9 protein-coding genes are annotated in these 14,255 nt (G+C 63.9%); 3 read left to right on the forward strand and 6 right to left on the reverse strand.

Annotated elements, in window-relative coordinates:
- The first annotated feature begins 11 nt into the window (after positions 1 to 11).
- Positions 12 to 479 (forward strand): hypothetical protein, encoded by a 468-nt coding sequence (locus N415_RS17405; RefSeq protein WP_239645608.1) that lies wholly within the window; start codon positions 12 to 14, stop codon positions 477 to 479.
- A 336-nt stretch (positions 480 to 815) separates the two neighbouring features.
- Positions 816 to 1,373, forward strand: coding sequence for a PE family protein (locus N415_RS33265; protein WP_275450759.1), 558 nt, complete (start codon positions 816 to 818; stop codon positions 1,371 to 1,373).
- A 24-nt stretch (positions 1,374 to 1,397) separates the two neighbouring features.
- Here the strand turns inward: N415_RS33265 and N415_RS17415 are convergent, their stop codons facing one another.
- From N415_RS17415 to N415_RS17435, 5 genes are all read right to left on the reverse strand, one after another.
- On the reverse strand, positions 1,398 to 4,313 hold the full coding sequence (locus N415_RS17415) for an RND family transporter (RefSeq protein ID WP_068184517.1): 2,916 nt from the start codon (positions 4,311 to 4,313) through the stop codon (positions 1,398 to 1,400).
- A 144-nt stretch (positions 4,314 to 4,457) separates the two neighbouring features.
- Positions 4,458 to 7,325, reverse strand: a complete 2,868-nt coding sequence (locus tag N415_RS17420) for an RND family transporter (RefSeq protein WP_068184477.1) — start codon at positions 7,323 to 7,325, stop codon at positions 4,458 to 4,460.
- Positions 7,322 to 7,738, reverse strand: a complete 417-nt coding sequence (locus N415_RS17425) for an MmpS family protein (protein WP_068184521.1) — start codon at positions 7,736 to 7,738, stop codon at positions 7,322 to 7,324. Before N415_RS17425 ends, N415_RS17420 begins: the two co-directional genes overlap by 4 nt.
- Positions 7,739 to 8,016: 278 nt before the next feature.
- A complete protein-coding gene (locus N415_RS17430; RefSeq protein ID WP_239645609.1) occupies positions 8,017 to 9,501 on the reverse strand; it encodes a wax ester/triacylglycerol synthase family O-acyltransferase in 1,485 nt (494 codons plus the stop codon).
- A 126-nt stretch (positions 9,502 to 9,627) separates the two neighbouring features.
- Complete coding sequence (locus N415_RS17435) at positions 9,628 to 10,950, reverse strand: hypothetical protein (RefSeq protein WP_239645610.1); 1,323 nt, start codon at positions 10,948 to 10,950, stop codon at positions 9,628 to 9,630.
- Positions 10,951 to 11,442: 492 nt separating this feature from the next.
- Here N415_RS17435 and N415_RS17440 point away from each other — a divergent pair, with 492 nt between their 5' ends.
- Positions 11,443 to 12,711 carry a glycosyltransferase gene (locus N415_RS17440; protein ID WP_068184486.1) on the forward strand — a complete coding sequence of 423 codons (1,269 nt, stop codon included), beginning with the start codon at positions 11,443 to 11,445 and terminating at the stop codon, positions 12,709 to 12,711.
- Positions 12,712 to 12,745: 34 nt separating this feature from the next.
- Here N415_RS17440 and N415_RS17445 read toward each other — a convergent pair.
- A partial coding sequence (locus N415_RS17445) for a GMC family oxidoreductase (protein ID WP_068184523.1) occupies positions 12,746 to 14,255 on the reverse strand: 1,510 nt, incomplete at its 5' end.

Here is a 14,255-nt window from a genome sequence, read left to right on the forward strand (position 1 = left end):
TCTACCTCATGATGAGTCAGTCGCTCTGCGCCAAGTTGATCGACCGCTACGTACGCACCTGCGGCCTGCAGTTCCTCAAGGGCGAGCACGACGGCGAATACTTCTGTGTCGCCAACGCCGATGCCAGGCGGCTGCACATCCACCTCGAGATCTCACGGTCGTTCGGCGACATGTTGATCATCGGGATCGCTCCGGCGGGCTCCTTCCGCGCCGCCGACCGCCCCTGGCTCACCCGGTTAGCTGACACGTGGAACAAGCAGAACCGCAAAGTCACCGCGATCGTGCACGGTTGCTCGGACCCGCAACGCGTCGGCCTCGTGGCCCGCAGGTCCCGGTGGATCCAGGACAGCATCTCGTTCGAGGAGTTCGCTTCCTTCGTAGACCGCACCATCGCCGACGCCGTCGACCTGTTTGCTGAGGCGACCGTGGTTGTCGAGTTGACCTCGACGGCGCAGCCGATGCTGCGCGACGCCAGCTGAGATTTCTGACGCGCACGGCCGGGCGCGACGCCGCCGCCGTCCCGCCAGTGTGGGCCCGACCGCCGACGATGAAGTTGTGGCTGATCGAAGCCAACCGGGACGGTTTCCGGGGCGACTCTAACCGCGCGTCCCGGTAGGAGCGCAACGACCCGGAGGACCGCATGCTTTTCGGCCTGTGCGCACCATGTTCGAAAGCCGCCTAGCAGCGGGTATGCGGCGCCGCCAAGTTTTGTTGATCGCGATTCCCGGAAGCGCCCGCGCGCCGTTGTACTTGTGTGTAATCTCCGTGACGGGCGTGACCCAGTCATCCTTCGTGCTTTGCCGCTGGGTCCGTTGGTGACCGGCTGGAGGATAGATATGTCGTATGTGATGGCGTCGCCGGAGTTGATGGCGGCAGCAGCGGCGGATGTGGCTGGTATCGGTTCGACGCTCCGCGCGGCACACCTGGCGGCGGCGGCCCCGACCGTCGGGGTGATACCGGCGGCTGCCGACGAGGTGTCGGCGGCCGTCGCCCAGGTGTTCTCCCAGGCCGCCCAGAGCTTCCAGGGGCTGGTCGGGAAGGCGTCGGCGTTCGGTCAGCAGTTCGCGCAGCAGTTGACCGCGGGCGGCGGCGCCTATGCGGCCGCCGAGGCCGTCAATGCCGCGTCCGTGTCCGCCGATTCGAGCTCGATTATTCAACAGCTCATCGACGCGCCGAGCGGGTTCCTCGCAGCGTTTAACAACCTCTATAACAGCACGACGGGCGTTTTGAAATTCTTCTTGAGCTTCCTCGAGCTACCGGTCTATATCGCATATGAGGGACTGGTTTTGACGTATTTGACGCTGGCCGGATTGATCGCCTTGGAGCAAACCTTGGCCAAATTCCTTACCGGCGCACCGATCCCGATTCCGTAATTTTCCCGCGCTATTGCCTTCGGCCTAGACCGTCAGCCGGGGGAGTTCGACCGTGGCCGGGTCGTCGTCGCTGCGCTCCTCGTGCAGCAGCAGGGACCGCACCAGCGCGCGTGGGCCCTCGGAGCGAAGCATGTAGCTGGCCGGGCGCGGCCGGACCGTCTGGGGCCACCAGAACCACCTTCCGAGCAGCGCTGCGATCGACGGTGTCATGAACGAACGCACGACCAACGTGTCGAACAACAGGCCCAGGCCGATCGTGGTCCCCAGCTGGCCGATGACGAGCAAATCGCTGAATATCATCGAGGCCATGGTGAAGGCGAATACCAGGCCCGCGTTCGTCACGACCTTTCCGGTGCCACCCATGGCGCGGATGATGCCGGTGTTTATCCCGGCGGCTATTTCCTCTTTCATGCGGGCCACCAGCAGCAAGTTGTAGTCGGATCCCACCGCCAACAGGACGATCACCGACATCGGGAGCACCATCCAGTGCAATTTGATGCCCAGAACGTACTGCCACACCAAAACGGACAGCCCGAACGATGCGCCCAGTGAAAGCACCACCGTCCCCACGATCACCAAGGCGGCGACAAAACTTCGCGTCAACGCCAGCATGATGACGAAAATAAGGCAGAGCGCACCGACGAGCGCGATCCACAAATCGTATTTCGAGCCGTCGTCGAAGTCCTTGTAGGTCGCCGCGGCGCCGGCGATGGAAATCTTGGCACTCTCCAGCGGAGTCGTCTTGAGCGCCTCTTCGGCCGCCGTCCTGATCGGATTGATTCGCGCTATGCCCTCGGGCGTCGCGGGATCGCCACGGTGGGAAATGATGAACCGGGCCGCCTTCCCGTCCGGGGACACGAAGGAGCTCATCGCGCGCTGGAAGTCGGCGTTTTGGAAGACATCGGGCGGCAGGAAGAAGGAGTCGTCATTCTTGGCGGCGTCGAACGCCTGCCCCATGGTGGTCGCGTTCCGGCTAGCTTCGTCCAGCTGACCGAACAGCCCGGACGTGGTGCTGTGGTTCGTCAACAGCGTCACGCGCGTGGCTTCCGCGATCGCGATCAGTGGCGGCGTCAGCAGGAGCAGCTGTGCCGCCAGCTCGTCCGCCTTCTCCGCATCCTTAACGACCATGTGCAATCTGTCGCTGAGCGCATCGACGCTGTCGAACAGCTGAAATATCGACCTCAACGCAAAGCAGATGGGGATGTCGTAGCAGTGCTTCTCCCAGTAGAAGTAGCTCCGAATCGGCCTGAAGAAGTCGTCGAAATCCGCCACGTGGCCTTCCAGCTCGTCCACGATGGATTCCATCTCTTTCGCCACGCCTACCGTTTCATGGGCGACGGCGGTGAGCTGCTTCTGCAATTCGTACAGGTGCTTCAATATTGCGATCTGTTTGGCAAGCGAGTCGGCCTCGGTGAGCATGTCGTTCATGCGGGCCTTCATGAATTGCATGTTTTGCATCATGGACGAATTTTGGAGGCTGATCAGGAACGGTATCGACGTGTGTTCGATCGGCGTTCCCTCGGGCCTGGTTATGCCCTGCACCCGAGAAATTCCCGGAACGCGGAATATCGCCTTGGCTATTTTGTGCAGCACCAAAAAGTCCGCCGGATTGCGCATGTCGTGGTCCGCTTCGATCATCAGAATGTCCGGCAGCATTCGCGATTGCGAGAAATGGCGGTCGGCGGCGGCAAACCCCAAATTAGCGGGAAGGTCTTTAGGCAGATATGGCCGGTCGTCGTAGCTTGTTTTGTAGCCCGGAAGCGTCACCAGGCCGACCAGGGCGACCGCCAACGTCGTGACGAGGATGGGCGCGGGCCAGCGGACAATCGCGGTGCCGAACCCCCGCCATCGTTTTTGCGCGAGCCTGCGCTTGGGGTCACACAGCCCGAACCGGCTCCCGGTGGTCAGGACCGCCGGGACCAGCGTGACCGCGACGGCGACCGCGACGAGCATGCCCACCGCGCAGGGCACGCCGATCGTCTGGAAAATCGGCATCCGAGTGAAGCTCAGGCACAGCATCGCGCCGGCGATCGTCAAACCGGAGCCCAGGACGACGGGAGCGACGCCGCGGTAGGTGGTGTAGTACGCGGTTTCGGGATCCTCACCGGCCTGGCGGGCCTCCTGATAGCGACCGAAGAAGAAGATTCCGTAGTCGGTCCCGGCCGCCATCGACAGCGTCACCAGCAGGTTGATGGCGAACGTCGAGAGCACAACCATGTTGTGATCGCCGAGGAATGCGATGATCCCTCGGGCCGTGCCCACTTCGACGCCCACCCCGATCACCACCAGGATCACGGTGGTGACCGACCGGTAGACCAGCAGCAGGACCACGAAGATGATCGCCCCGGCTATCAGGGTCATCTTCAGCAGCGAGTCGTTGCCACTGCGCACCATGTCCGGGATGAGCGCCGCCGGGCCGGTGAGATGGGCCTCGACACCGGGCGGGGGCGGCGTCTGCTTGATGATCTGGCGGACCGCGGTCACGGATTCCTGCGCCAGGGTGGTGCCCTGATTGCCGGCCAGGTTCAGCTGCACGTACGCGGCCTTGCCGTCGGCACTTTCCACGCCCGTCGCCGTGAGGCGATCTCCCCACAGGTCCTGCACGTGTTCGACGTGCCGGGGGTCGTTTCTCAACTCGCGGACCAGTTCCCGGTAGTACGTGCGCGCGTCGTTCCCGAGCGGCTGCTTCCCCTCCAGCACGATCATCGCGAAGCTGTCCGAATCGGACTCCTTGAAGGCCTTGCCCATGCTCGTCATGGCCCGCACCGACGGTGCATCCTGCGGTGCCAGGGGTACGGAGTGCTCTTCGCCGACCCGCTCCAAGGGAGGCACCCCGAACGTCACAAGCGCCGTCAAGGCCACCCACGCCAGGATGACGACGAGGGAAATCCGGCGGATCGTCCGCGCAAAGAACGGTGGCCGTTGAACTTCGGTGCTCATGTGGCCTTCACCGTGCGGCCGGTGGACGCGCACGGACCGGGCGCCTCGAAGCGGCAGCCAGCGCTTCCAGTATCGCCTGGTGCCACGATGCTCCCCACGGTTGCCGGTCTCGTCCTGAACTGGAAATGCGCCACTTGATCGCCGCTATCTCAGCAGTAAGGCACGCACCAACGGACGGGGTCCCGCGGGCCGCAGCATGGTGCTCGCGGGCCGGGGGCGAACCTGTTGCGGCCACCAGAACCAGCGGCCCAGCAGCGCGGCGATGGACGGCGTCATGAACGCGCGCACCACCAGCGTGTCGAACAGCAACCCCAGGCCGATCGTCGTGCCCACCTGCCCGATGGTGCGCAGGTCGCTGACGAGCATGGACCCCATGGTGAACGCGAACACCAGCCCCGCGTTCGTCACGACCTTGCCGGTGCCGCCCATGGCGCGAATGATGCCGGTGTTTATGCCTGCGCCAATTTCCTCTTTCATGCGGGCCACCAGCAGCAAGTTATAGTCGGAGCCCACCGCCAAAAGGACGATCACCGACATCACAAGCACTGACCAATGTATTTGTATGCCGAGCAAGTTCTGCCAGGCGAATACGGAGAGCCCGAAGGAAGCGCCGAGCGACAGCAATACCGTACCGACGATGACCAGGGCGGCGATGAAACTCCGCGTCATGATCAGCATGACGATGAAAATCAGGCAGAGCGCGGCGATTCCCGCGATCATGAGGTCGATTGTCGATGCCCGCACCTGGTCCCGCACCGACGCCGCCGTGCCGGATAGGTAAATCTTCGAGTCTTCCAGCGGAGTTCCCTTGAGCGCCTCCTCGGCGGCGCTCTTGATCGCGTCCACCCGCGAAAGGCCGTCGGACGACGAGGGGTCGCCCTTCTGCAGGATGAGCATGCGGACGTCCTTGCCGTCCGGCGACACGAAGATGTTCATGATTCGCTGGAAGTCTTTGTTCTTCAACGTTTCCGGCGGCAGGTAGAAGGAATCGTCGTTCTGGGCGGTATCGAACGCCCTCCCCATGGCGGTCGAGTTGTTGCTGTTGTCGCCCATGTTGCCGAGTACGCCGGACATGGTGCTGTGCATGGTGAGCAGCATGGTCCGCGATTCCTGCATGATCGCGATCGTCGCCGGCAGCTGGGCCAGGATCTGCGGCAGCAGCGCGTCGACCTGATCGAGGTCCGCCACCAGCAGGATCAGCTTGTCGCTCACCGCGTCGACGCCGTCGAGCGAATCAAAGATGCTTCTGATCGCGAAGCAAATCGGAATGTCGTAGCAGTGCTTTTCCCAATAGAAGTAACTGCGGAGCGGCCTGAAGAAATCTTCGAAATCGGCGATGTGATCGCGAAGTTCGCTCGTGAGGGCCTGCATTTCGTGCGTGTTGGCGACGACGTCATGCGTGGTGGCGACCAGTTCCTTCATCACCTCGTACATGCGCTGCGTGATGTTGATCGCTTCGCTGATCAGGTCGGCCTGCTTGAGCAGGTCGTTCATGCGCGCCCGCTGAAAAGTGAGGAATTGCTGCTGCCCGGCGGCTTGCATGCTGAGCAAGTACGGGATCGTCGTGTGCTTGATCGGGGTTCCCTCGGGCCGCGTCACGGCCTGCACCGACGAAATCCCCGGCACGGCCAGGACGGCCTTGGCCAGTTTATCCAGCACCAGAAAATCGGCCGAATCGCGAAGGTCATGATTGGCCTCGACCAACAGAATTTCGGGTGCCATCATTGCCGACGGGGGGAAATGCCGCGCCGCGGCCTCGTACCCCAAATTGCCGGGGATATCTTTGGGGATGAACTTCTGGTCGTTGTAGCTGGGGTTGTAGCCCGGCAGCGTCAACAGCCCGATAAGCGTCACCGCAAGTGCCGCGGCGAGGATGGGTGCAGGCCAGCGAACGATCGCCGTGCCCACCCGTCGCCATACGCGATAGCTGATTCTCCTTTTGGGTTCGAACAATCCGAACCGGCTTCCGACCGTCAGAACCGCCGGGATCAGCGTGATGGCGACCGCGACGGCGACCACAACGGCCACCGCGCACGGGACGGCCAGCACGTAGAACGAGGGCAGCCGCGTAAAGACCAGGCAGTAGAGTGCTCCGGCGATCGTCAAACCCGAGGCTACGACGACCTTGGTGACCCCGTGGTACGTGGTGTAGAAAGCCGACTCTCGGTCGCTGCCGGCCTGACGCGCCTCCTGATACCGCCCAATGAAAAATATCCCGTAGTCGGTTCCGGCCGCGATTACGAGGGATACCAGCAGGTTTACGGCGAGGGTGCTAAGCCCGATGATCCCGTGATAGCCGATAAATGCGACAACTCCCCGGGCAACCATTAATTCAATGCCGACCACGACCAACAACAGAACCACGGTGATGACCGAACGGTAGACGATAAGCAGCGTAAAGAAGATCACCGCGATACTTACCAGCGTAATTGTCGCAACAGTTCTATCGCCACTGTGGCTCATGTCCGAAATGATCGCCGCGGGCCCGGTGACAAACGCTTTGACCCCTTGCGGCGCCGGCGTCCGCGCGACGATGTGCTGAACGGCTTCGATCGATTCGTTGCCCGCGCTGATAATCACCAGAACATATGCGGCCTTACCATCGGCGCTTTGCGCGGCCTGTCTGGTTAATTCATCGCCCCAGAAATCGTTGACATGTACTACATGCTTCGGATCGTCTTTTAACTGAGAAATCAGTCGATCGTAATATCGGTGGGCGTCGTCGCCGAGGGGTTGCTGGCCCTCCAATACGATCGTCGCCACACTAGTTGAACCCGATTGACCAGATTGGTCGGCCGCCTTGAAGTCTTCGTTCAGCCGTTGTGACGCCGTGGCGGACGGCGCGTTAGTGAGCGTCGGGGAAACCGAATGCTGGTTCTCGACCTGCTCCAGCGGCGGGACGAAGAAATTCAACACCGCGATGATCGCCAACCACCCCAGAATTATGGCGACCGAAAATCGACGGATCGTCCGCGCCACCAAAGGCCGACCGGTCTGCAGCTGGTTGGTCATGAGCCCTTCAGCATGCAGGACGTAAAGGCGCTCACCTCGTTGGTGACCTTCTCGGATTTGACCACTCCGTCGAGGAGGATGCGGCAACCGATGCTGTCGGTATCACCCTGCGCCGCAACACTTCCGATGCCCGTGGCCGCCGTGACCGCGAATTCCAGCGACCACGGCAGGGTCGCCGCGTCAATATGCTGCGGAGTACCGGTGTCGTCGTAGTAGCTGATCAGTGCCACGGTCCCCGGTGGTCCGAAGACTTCGTACCTCAGGTGCTGGGGGTTGTAGGGCTTGTTGTCGACTCTGGTGTCGGCATACGAGAGGCGCTTTTCGGAGCCGAAGAGGCCGTGCAAGCGCGACACGGTGAATCCGCCGACGGCGATCACGGCCACGATAACCAGCGGGATCCAAAGCCGCCGCAGGCCTCGGAAGATCGCGGGCCCCGTGTTGCGACGACTCTTTTTAGGTGCGCCTTGGACCGGAGGCGTCAATGGCGGCGGGCCGGCATCTTGCCCGCTCTCGACGGCGATATCGGACCGCGCCGGCTCAACATCGCGCACACTGCCCCAGACCACCGCACCACCCTAACCGACACGAGTTGAATTACGGATGCAAACCTAATGGAGTCCAACAGCGCCTGACCAGGATTTAAGGAACTTCTCAGCATGGCTTCCGCGAAGCTGGCGCAGGGAACGATTCGTTACTCGATCTCACCGGTCAGGCCGAACTCCGCGAGCGCCCGCGCGGCCAGTTCGCGCAGTGCGGGCTTGGTGTTCTCGGCGCCCGGGTGGTAGGCCACGACGGTGAGGTAAATCGTGCCGATGCCCGGCGTGCGGCACGACACCACCTGCATATGGCCGCCCGTTCGCTCAAGCTGCTGACGCGTTGCGCGCTGCCTCGTTCCACGGGCCCAGGCGTATTCGCATTGGGTGCCGTCCGCACAGCTGACCACCGAGCCCGCGTCGCCGAGGTTGGAAAAGATCACCGGCATGTCGGGGTCGTTGAGCTGCGTCTCGACGCCCCGTTTCCATGTCCGCTTGGGGGTGAAGGGCGACAGGGCAGCCAATTGCGAAGATTCGTCCGGTTTACTCTGCAGAGCCTTGAGTGCCTGCTTGATGCCGGCTCGCGCGTCGCGCAGATCCGTGGTCAACCCGGTCGGGTCGAGACTGACCCGGGCAAACGACACCGCGAGCGCACGGGTATCACCCTCGGTGCGGTCGGTCAGAACGATTTGTAGAGTCACGGCGCCGTCAGACGCCCGTCGGCGCCCCAGGTGCTCCCCGAGTTTGGCGGCCAACGCGGCGGCCAGCGTGGTGCTCGTTCCACCTAGCGACTTCGCGCGCGCATCCCACTGATCCAGGTCGACGACGATCGCGATGCCCGGCACGATGACCGGGTCCGCGCCGTCGTCGACACGGCGCGCGACGGCCCGTGGTGCCGGCGACGATGGGGCCACGTCGCGCCGCTGACGGCGACTCAGTTTTGCCAACGCGACCAGCGCCCGAGCAACCTCGGGTGCGTCTCGAGCTGTTTGACCGAGATCCTGCGCCAGCGCGCGCAGCCGGGTCCGCGAGCGTGGCGGCGGGTAGCCGAGATCGCGGTTGGTGCCCAGGATCGCGTCGGCGACCGCGACCAGACCTCCGACGCCGTCAATGATGTAGTGAGAGACCACCCACGTGACCGCCGTCGAGCCGTCCGTCAGGGGAAGCACGCTGAGATGCCAGCCGGGTCCCGCTTCTGGGTCAACGGGAACCTGCGAGCGTTCGTCCGCCCAGTCGCTGAGATCGGCGCGTGGGCGGGCGCGGTCGGCGAAATGTATCGCCGCCGGCCCGCGATCGAGAACCCACCGATGCCGGCCGAACGGCAGCGGCGACCGCTCGATAAGCCGTCCGGACAACCCGTAACCAAAATTGTGGTGAAACCGTTTCAGCCCGTCGAAGTCGATATCGTGCTCGTAGACCCACACGACCTGCATGACTTCCGTCTGGCCGATGGCGCGCTGTCCGGCAACGAAGCCTTGGTCCACCAATGCCAGCAGATTGTCCGGCCGGCCTTCGCCGTTGGACGCGTATTCGTTAGAGGATGCGCGGGCGCGGCGTATCCGGATTGGCACTGATTGGCCTCCTAAGACTCCAACATTCGCCCGTGACGCCTCGCGGGCATTCCTGCGGTCGAGCCGATTCATCACAGCAGATTGGCATCGGGTGCTTCGGCTCGGCCGAGCGTTTAGCCAAAACTTAACCGGGTTCGGGGGCGCCTCGTGGCTGAAATGCACTCTGCGGCAGCCAAATCGCCGTCGGGGAAGGACCCGTTATTCGATCTCGCCAGTCAGGTCGAACTCGGCCAGCGAGCGCGCCGCCGTCCCACGCAAAGCGGGCTTCGTGTTCTCGGCGCCGGGATGGTAAGCGAGCACGTGGATGAAAATCTTGCCGATTCCCGGCGAGCGGAGAGAAAGCAGTTGCAATTGCCCGCCTGTTCGCTCCAGCGTTTGTCGGGTTACGTGCTGCCTGATCCCTCGTGCGTAGGCGTACTCGCAGTGGGTGCCATCGAGGTAGCCGACCACCGAGCCGACGTCGCCGAGGTTAGAACAAACTACGGGGCGATCGGGGTCGGCGAGCGCCGCGTCGACTCCCCGTCGCCACGTCCGTTTCGGCGTGAACGGGGCAAGCGGAGCCAGCAGCGCTGACTCTGCCGGCGTTTCCCGCAACGTCTTCAGTGCCTGGTTGATGGCGGCGCGGGCGTCACGCAGATCGGTCGTTACCAGCGTCGGGTCGATGCTGACGCGGGCAAAGGACACTGCGATCGCGCGCGTGTCGCGAGGCGCGCGTTCGCTTATGGGCAGTTGCAGCGTGACGGCGCCGTCACCCGGACGTCGGCGCCCCATGCGCTCCCCGAGTTTCGCGGCGAGCCCCGCGGCCAGCGTGTTACTCGTGCCGCCAAGAGCCTTGGCCCGGGCGTCCCAATGGTCCAGTTCGATGCCGATCGTGATGCCGGGCACGACGACGGGATCGTCGCCGCTGCCTCCGCCAAGGGCGATGGGTCGCGGTGACGGCGAGCGGGCGGCTTCGCGCCGTTGCCGACGCATCAGTTTGGTAAACGCGACAAGCGCCCGGGCGGCCTCAGGTGCGTCCCGGACCGTTCGGCCGGCATCCTGAACCAGCGCACGCAGTCGAGTGCGAGAACGCGGCGGCGAGTACCCCAGCTCGCGCTTGTCGCCCCAGAGCGCTTCAACTATCGCGCTCAACAGCCCGATGCCGTCGACCAAATAGTGGGATGCCACCAGGGTGACCGCGGTCGAGCCGTCCGTCAGTGGGAGGACAGCGAGATGCCAGCCGGGGCCCGACTCCGGATCAACGGGCACTTGCGAGCGTTCATCAGCCCAGTCGCTGAGTTCAGCGCGTGGACGGGCGCACTCAGCGACATCGATGCCCGGCGACCCGCCATCCAAGACCCACCGATGCCGGCCGAACGGCAGCGGCGAACGCTCGATCAGCCGCCCAAACAACCCGTAACGAAAATTGTCGTGGAAACGCCTGAGCCCATCGAAGTCGATGGCGTGCTCATAAACCCACACGACCTGCATGACTTCCTCCAGGCCGGCGGCATGCTGGCCGGCAAAGAAGCCTTGGTCCACGAACGCCAGCCGATCGTCCGGCCGCGCATCACCGTTGGATGGGCGTGCGGGACGTACCCGGACTCGCACTAATCAGCCTCCACTGGCACACGATTCGCCGGTAACGCCTGGTGGTGCGTACACCCGATCACAGGGGGACGACGCCGCGAATGGCGGCGTAGGCGTCAATGCGGTCGAACCGATTCATCACAGCAGACTAGCCTCGGTGCATCCGCTCGGCCGTGCATTCGGCTAAGACTTGACCGTTGACCAATTCCGGTCGGGTTTCATTCCGTGTTGCGTTGACGCCCACGACGGAATTGGCTGAAACGCAGTCTGTGGGAGGCCAATACCCCCTGTAGCCGGCGGCATTGGCGGGCCCTTTCAAAACTTCGGATTGGCGGTTGATCGCACCGGTGTCGGGGTTATGCTGCTGGGCGGCTGAGCTGGGCACCGGGTCTGCCGCTTTCATTTCGCAGAACGCGCACGGGAAGTGAAGGACCAGGATTACGCATGAAATTTGTGCTGGCGTTCTATGGGACTCGCGGCGATGTCGAGCCCGGCGTCGCGCTCGGCCGTGAGTTGCGACGCCGCGGGCACGACGTGTGCATGGCGGTCCCGCCCGACCTGGTCAGCTTCGCCGAGGCAGCGGGGCTCACGGCGACCGACTACGGGCCGGATATCCAGACGTGGCTGGAATCGACGCGCAACTTCTGGACGTATTTCTTCCGGAACTTCTGGCGGATTCGGGATGTGCGCGCATACCTGCGGGAATCTCGGGAGCCCGGCACGCGGCATTGGGCCGAGATGAGCAAGATGCTGACCTCGCTGACGGACGGGTCCGACCTGCTGTTGACCGGCATGAGCTACCAGGAGCTCGCCGCCAACGTCGCTGAGTATCGCGGCATTCCGCTGGCCACGCTGCTTTGGTTCCCGATACGCGTCAACGGCCGCCTGGTTCCGACGCTGCCGCCCCCGGTCATCCGGTCGGCGATGAGGGTCTACGACTGGCTGGTTTGGCGTGGCGTCAAAAAGGTCGAGGAGGCACAGCGTCAGGAATTGGGCCTACCGAAGGCCACCGGCTCCGGGTCGGCGCGGATCGCCGAACGAGGATCGCTGGAAATCCAGGCATATGACGAAGTGTGCTTTCCCGGGCTGGCCGCCGAATGGGCGAAATTCGACCGTCAGCGGCCCTTTGTCGGCACGCTGACGCTGGAATCACCGACGGATGCCGACGATGAGGTTGCCTCGTGGATCGCCGCGGGGGAACCGCCGATTTTTTTCGGATTCGGCAGCATTCCCGTCGAATCCGCGGCCGAGACGATCGCCATGATCGGTAGGGCATGTGCGCGGTTGGGTGAACGAGCGCTGGTTTGCGCCGCCGCGACCGATTTCGGCGACGTCCCGCATTTCGACCACGTCAAAGTGGTGGGCGCGATGAATTACGCGGCAATCTTTCCGGCTTGCCGCGCGGTCGTTCACCACGGTGGTGCGGGCACCACGGCCGCGGGCCTGCGCGCCGGAGTCCCGACGCTGATCCTCTGGATGGCGGACGTTCAGCTGATCTGGGGAGCCGCGGTGAAACGGCTCAAGGTTGGCACCGCAAGGCGCTTTTCGACCGCTACCGAGAAATCACTGGTCGAGGACCTGCGGACCATCCTCGCCCCGCAATACGTCACCCGGGCCCGTGAGATCGCCGCTCGGATGACCAAACCCGCCGAAAGCGTTGCGGCCGCGGCGAATTTTGTGGAAGACTTCGCCCGCCTCAACCGAGTTGGGTGAATCAGGTTCGCGCACAGGCAGTTTCAGTCCCAGGTCAGGTGGCGAAATGCGCCTGGTTCACGTGTTCGGCCACCCGCAAGGCGTTGGCCGCCACCGTCAGGCTGGGATTCAACCCGGCGCTGGATGGAAAAAACGAGGCGTCCACCACGTAGAGGTTGTCCACCTCGTGCGCCCGGTTCTGTGGGTTGAGAGCGCTGGTTTTGGGATCGGTGCCGAAGCGGCACGTGCCGCAGACATGGCCCAGGGTGGAGTTGTTTGCGCCGGTTCGCAGTGTGAGGGTGCGATACGGCTTCAACACCTCTTTTATCTTCCGAATGAACACTGAGCGGCGGTCGACCTCGCTGGGGTGCAAACGGTATTGAAGCCGCAGCCGCTGGCGCCCATCCTCGCCGGGCCGGTCGCTTGGCAGGACACGGTTGTCCAGATACGGCAGGTCCTCCATGATCGGGGCCAGCACCAGCCCGCCATTGAAGAAGCGATCATAGATGGGCCGCACCGCCGGGCTGATCAGGCGCAGTGCCTTCGGCTGCCATCCGGGCTGGTTGGTGAACATATCCATCGACGCCAAATTCGCCATCGCGCCCGCCGACTGCACGGTGCCGTACTTCTGCCCGTCGGAGAAATAGAAATCGTTGAACCCGATTTCCTTGTTCTCGGCGGTGATCCTGCAGCCGGGTTGCGGCCAGACCTCGATCCAATCCATCAGATGGCGCATCAGGTTGCGCCCCACCACATCTGAGCCGTTGGCCAGCCCACTCGGCCAGTCACCGGAGCGGGAGTTGAGTAACAAGACCGGGGTGGCCAGCGCGCCGGCGGCCAGCACCACGACCTTGCCTTTCAACGCCAGCATGTCGGAGCCATGCTGGGCGATCACCTGCTGCACCCGGGTGCGATCGGCCTCGAGGCGCACGACTCGGCACTGGTCCAGCAGGTGCGCCCCGTGCTCGGTAACGGCGGGCAGCACGCCGTTTCGGCCCGCGTCGTTCTTGCAGGACCGCTCGCAGAGATGGGCCTGACAGGTGGGACAGCCGTCGGTGTAGTCGCAGGCCATCGGCAGGTGGTAGGGGTGCAAGCCGCGCCCTGCCAGGTAGTTGACCAGTGGCTGATTGTCGGGCGAAAACGGCGGGGCCGCAGGCAAACCCACGTCGGCGGCCTCGGGGCGCAGGGGGTCGGGCGCGCCGCGGACCCCCAGCAGTTTTTCGGCCTCGGCGTACCACGGACTCAGCTCGTCATAGGTGATGGGCCAGGCCTCGGGCACGGTGGACTCCCCGGGGTCGCGGAAGTTTTGCCGCGGGGTGAAGTCCTGGGCGAAGAATCGCTCGCAGACCATGCCGTACAGGGCGGAGGACCCGCCGGTGCCGCTGCCGATGAACGGCACGAACCGTTTCGGGCGCCGCCCGCTGATGTCTTCGATCTCGTCAGTGGAGCGCCCGGCCCGGGCTAACGCGTCGTAGTAGGCCTCCGCCGAACGGGCGGCGCGCGGTTCGGCGAGTTCGGGCATGGCGGCGCGAATCGTTCCGGGGGTGCCGGGCAGTGTGGAGCGG

Origin of the sequence: Mycobacterium sp. UM_CSW (assembly GCF_000455205.1) — a bacterium.
In the GTDB taxonomy this organism is placed as follows: domain Bacteria; phylum Actinomycetota; class Actinomycetes; order Mycobacteriales; family Mycobacteriaceae; genus Mycobacterium.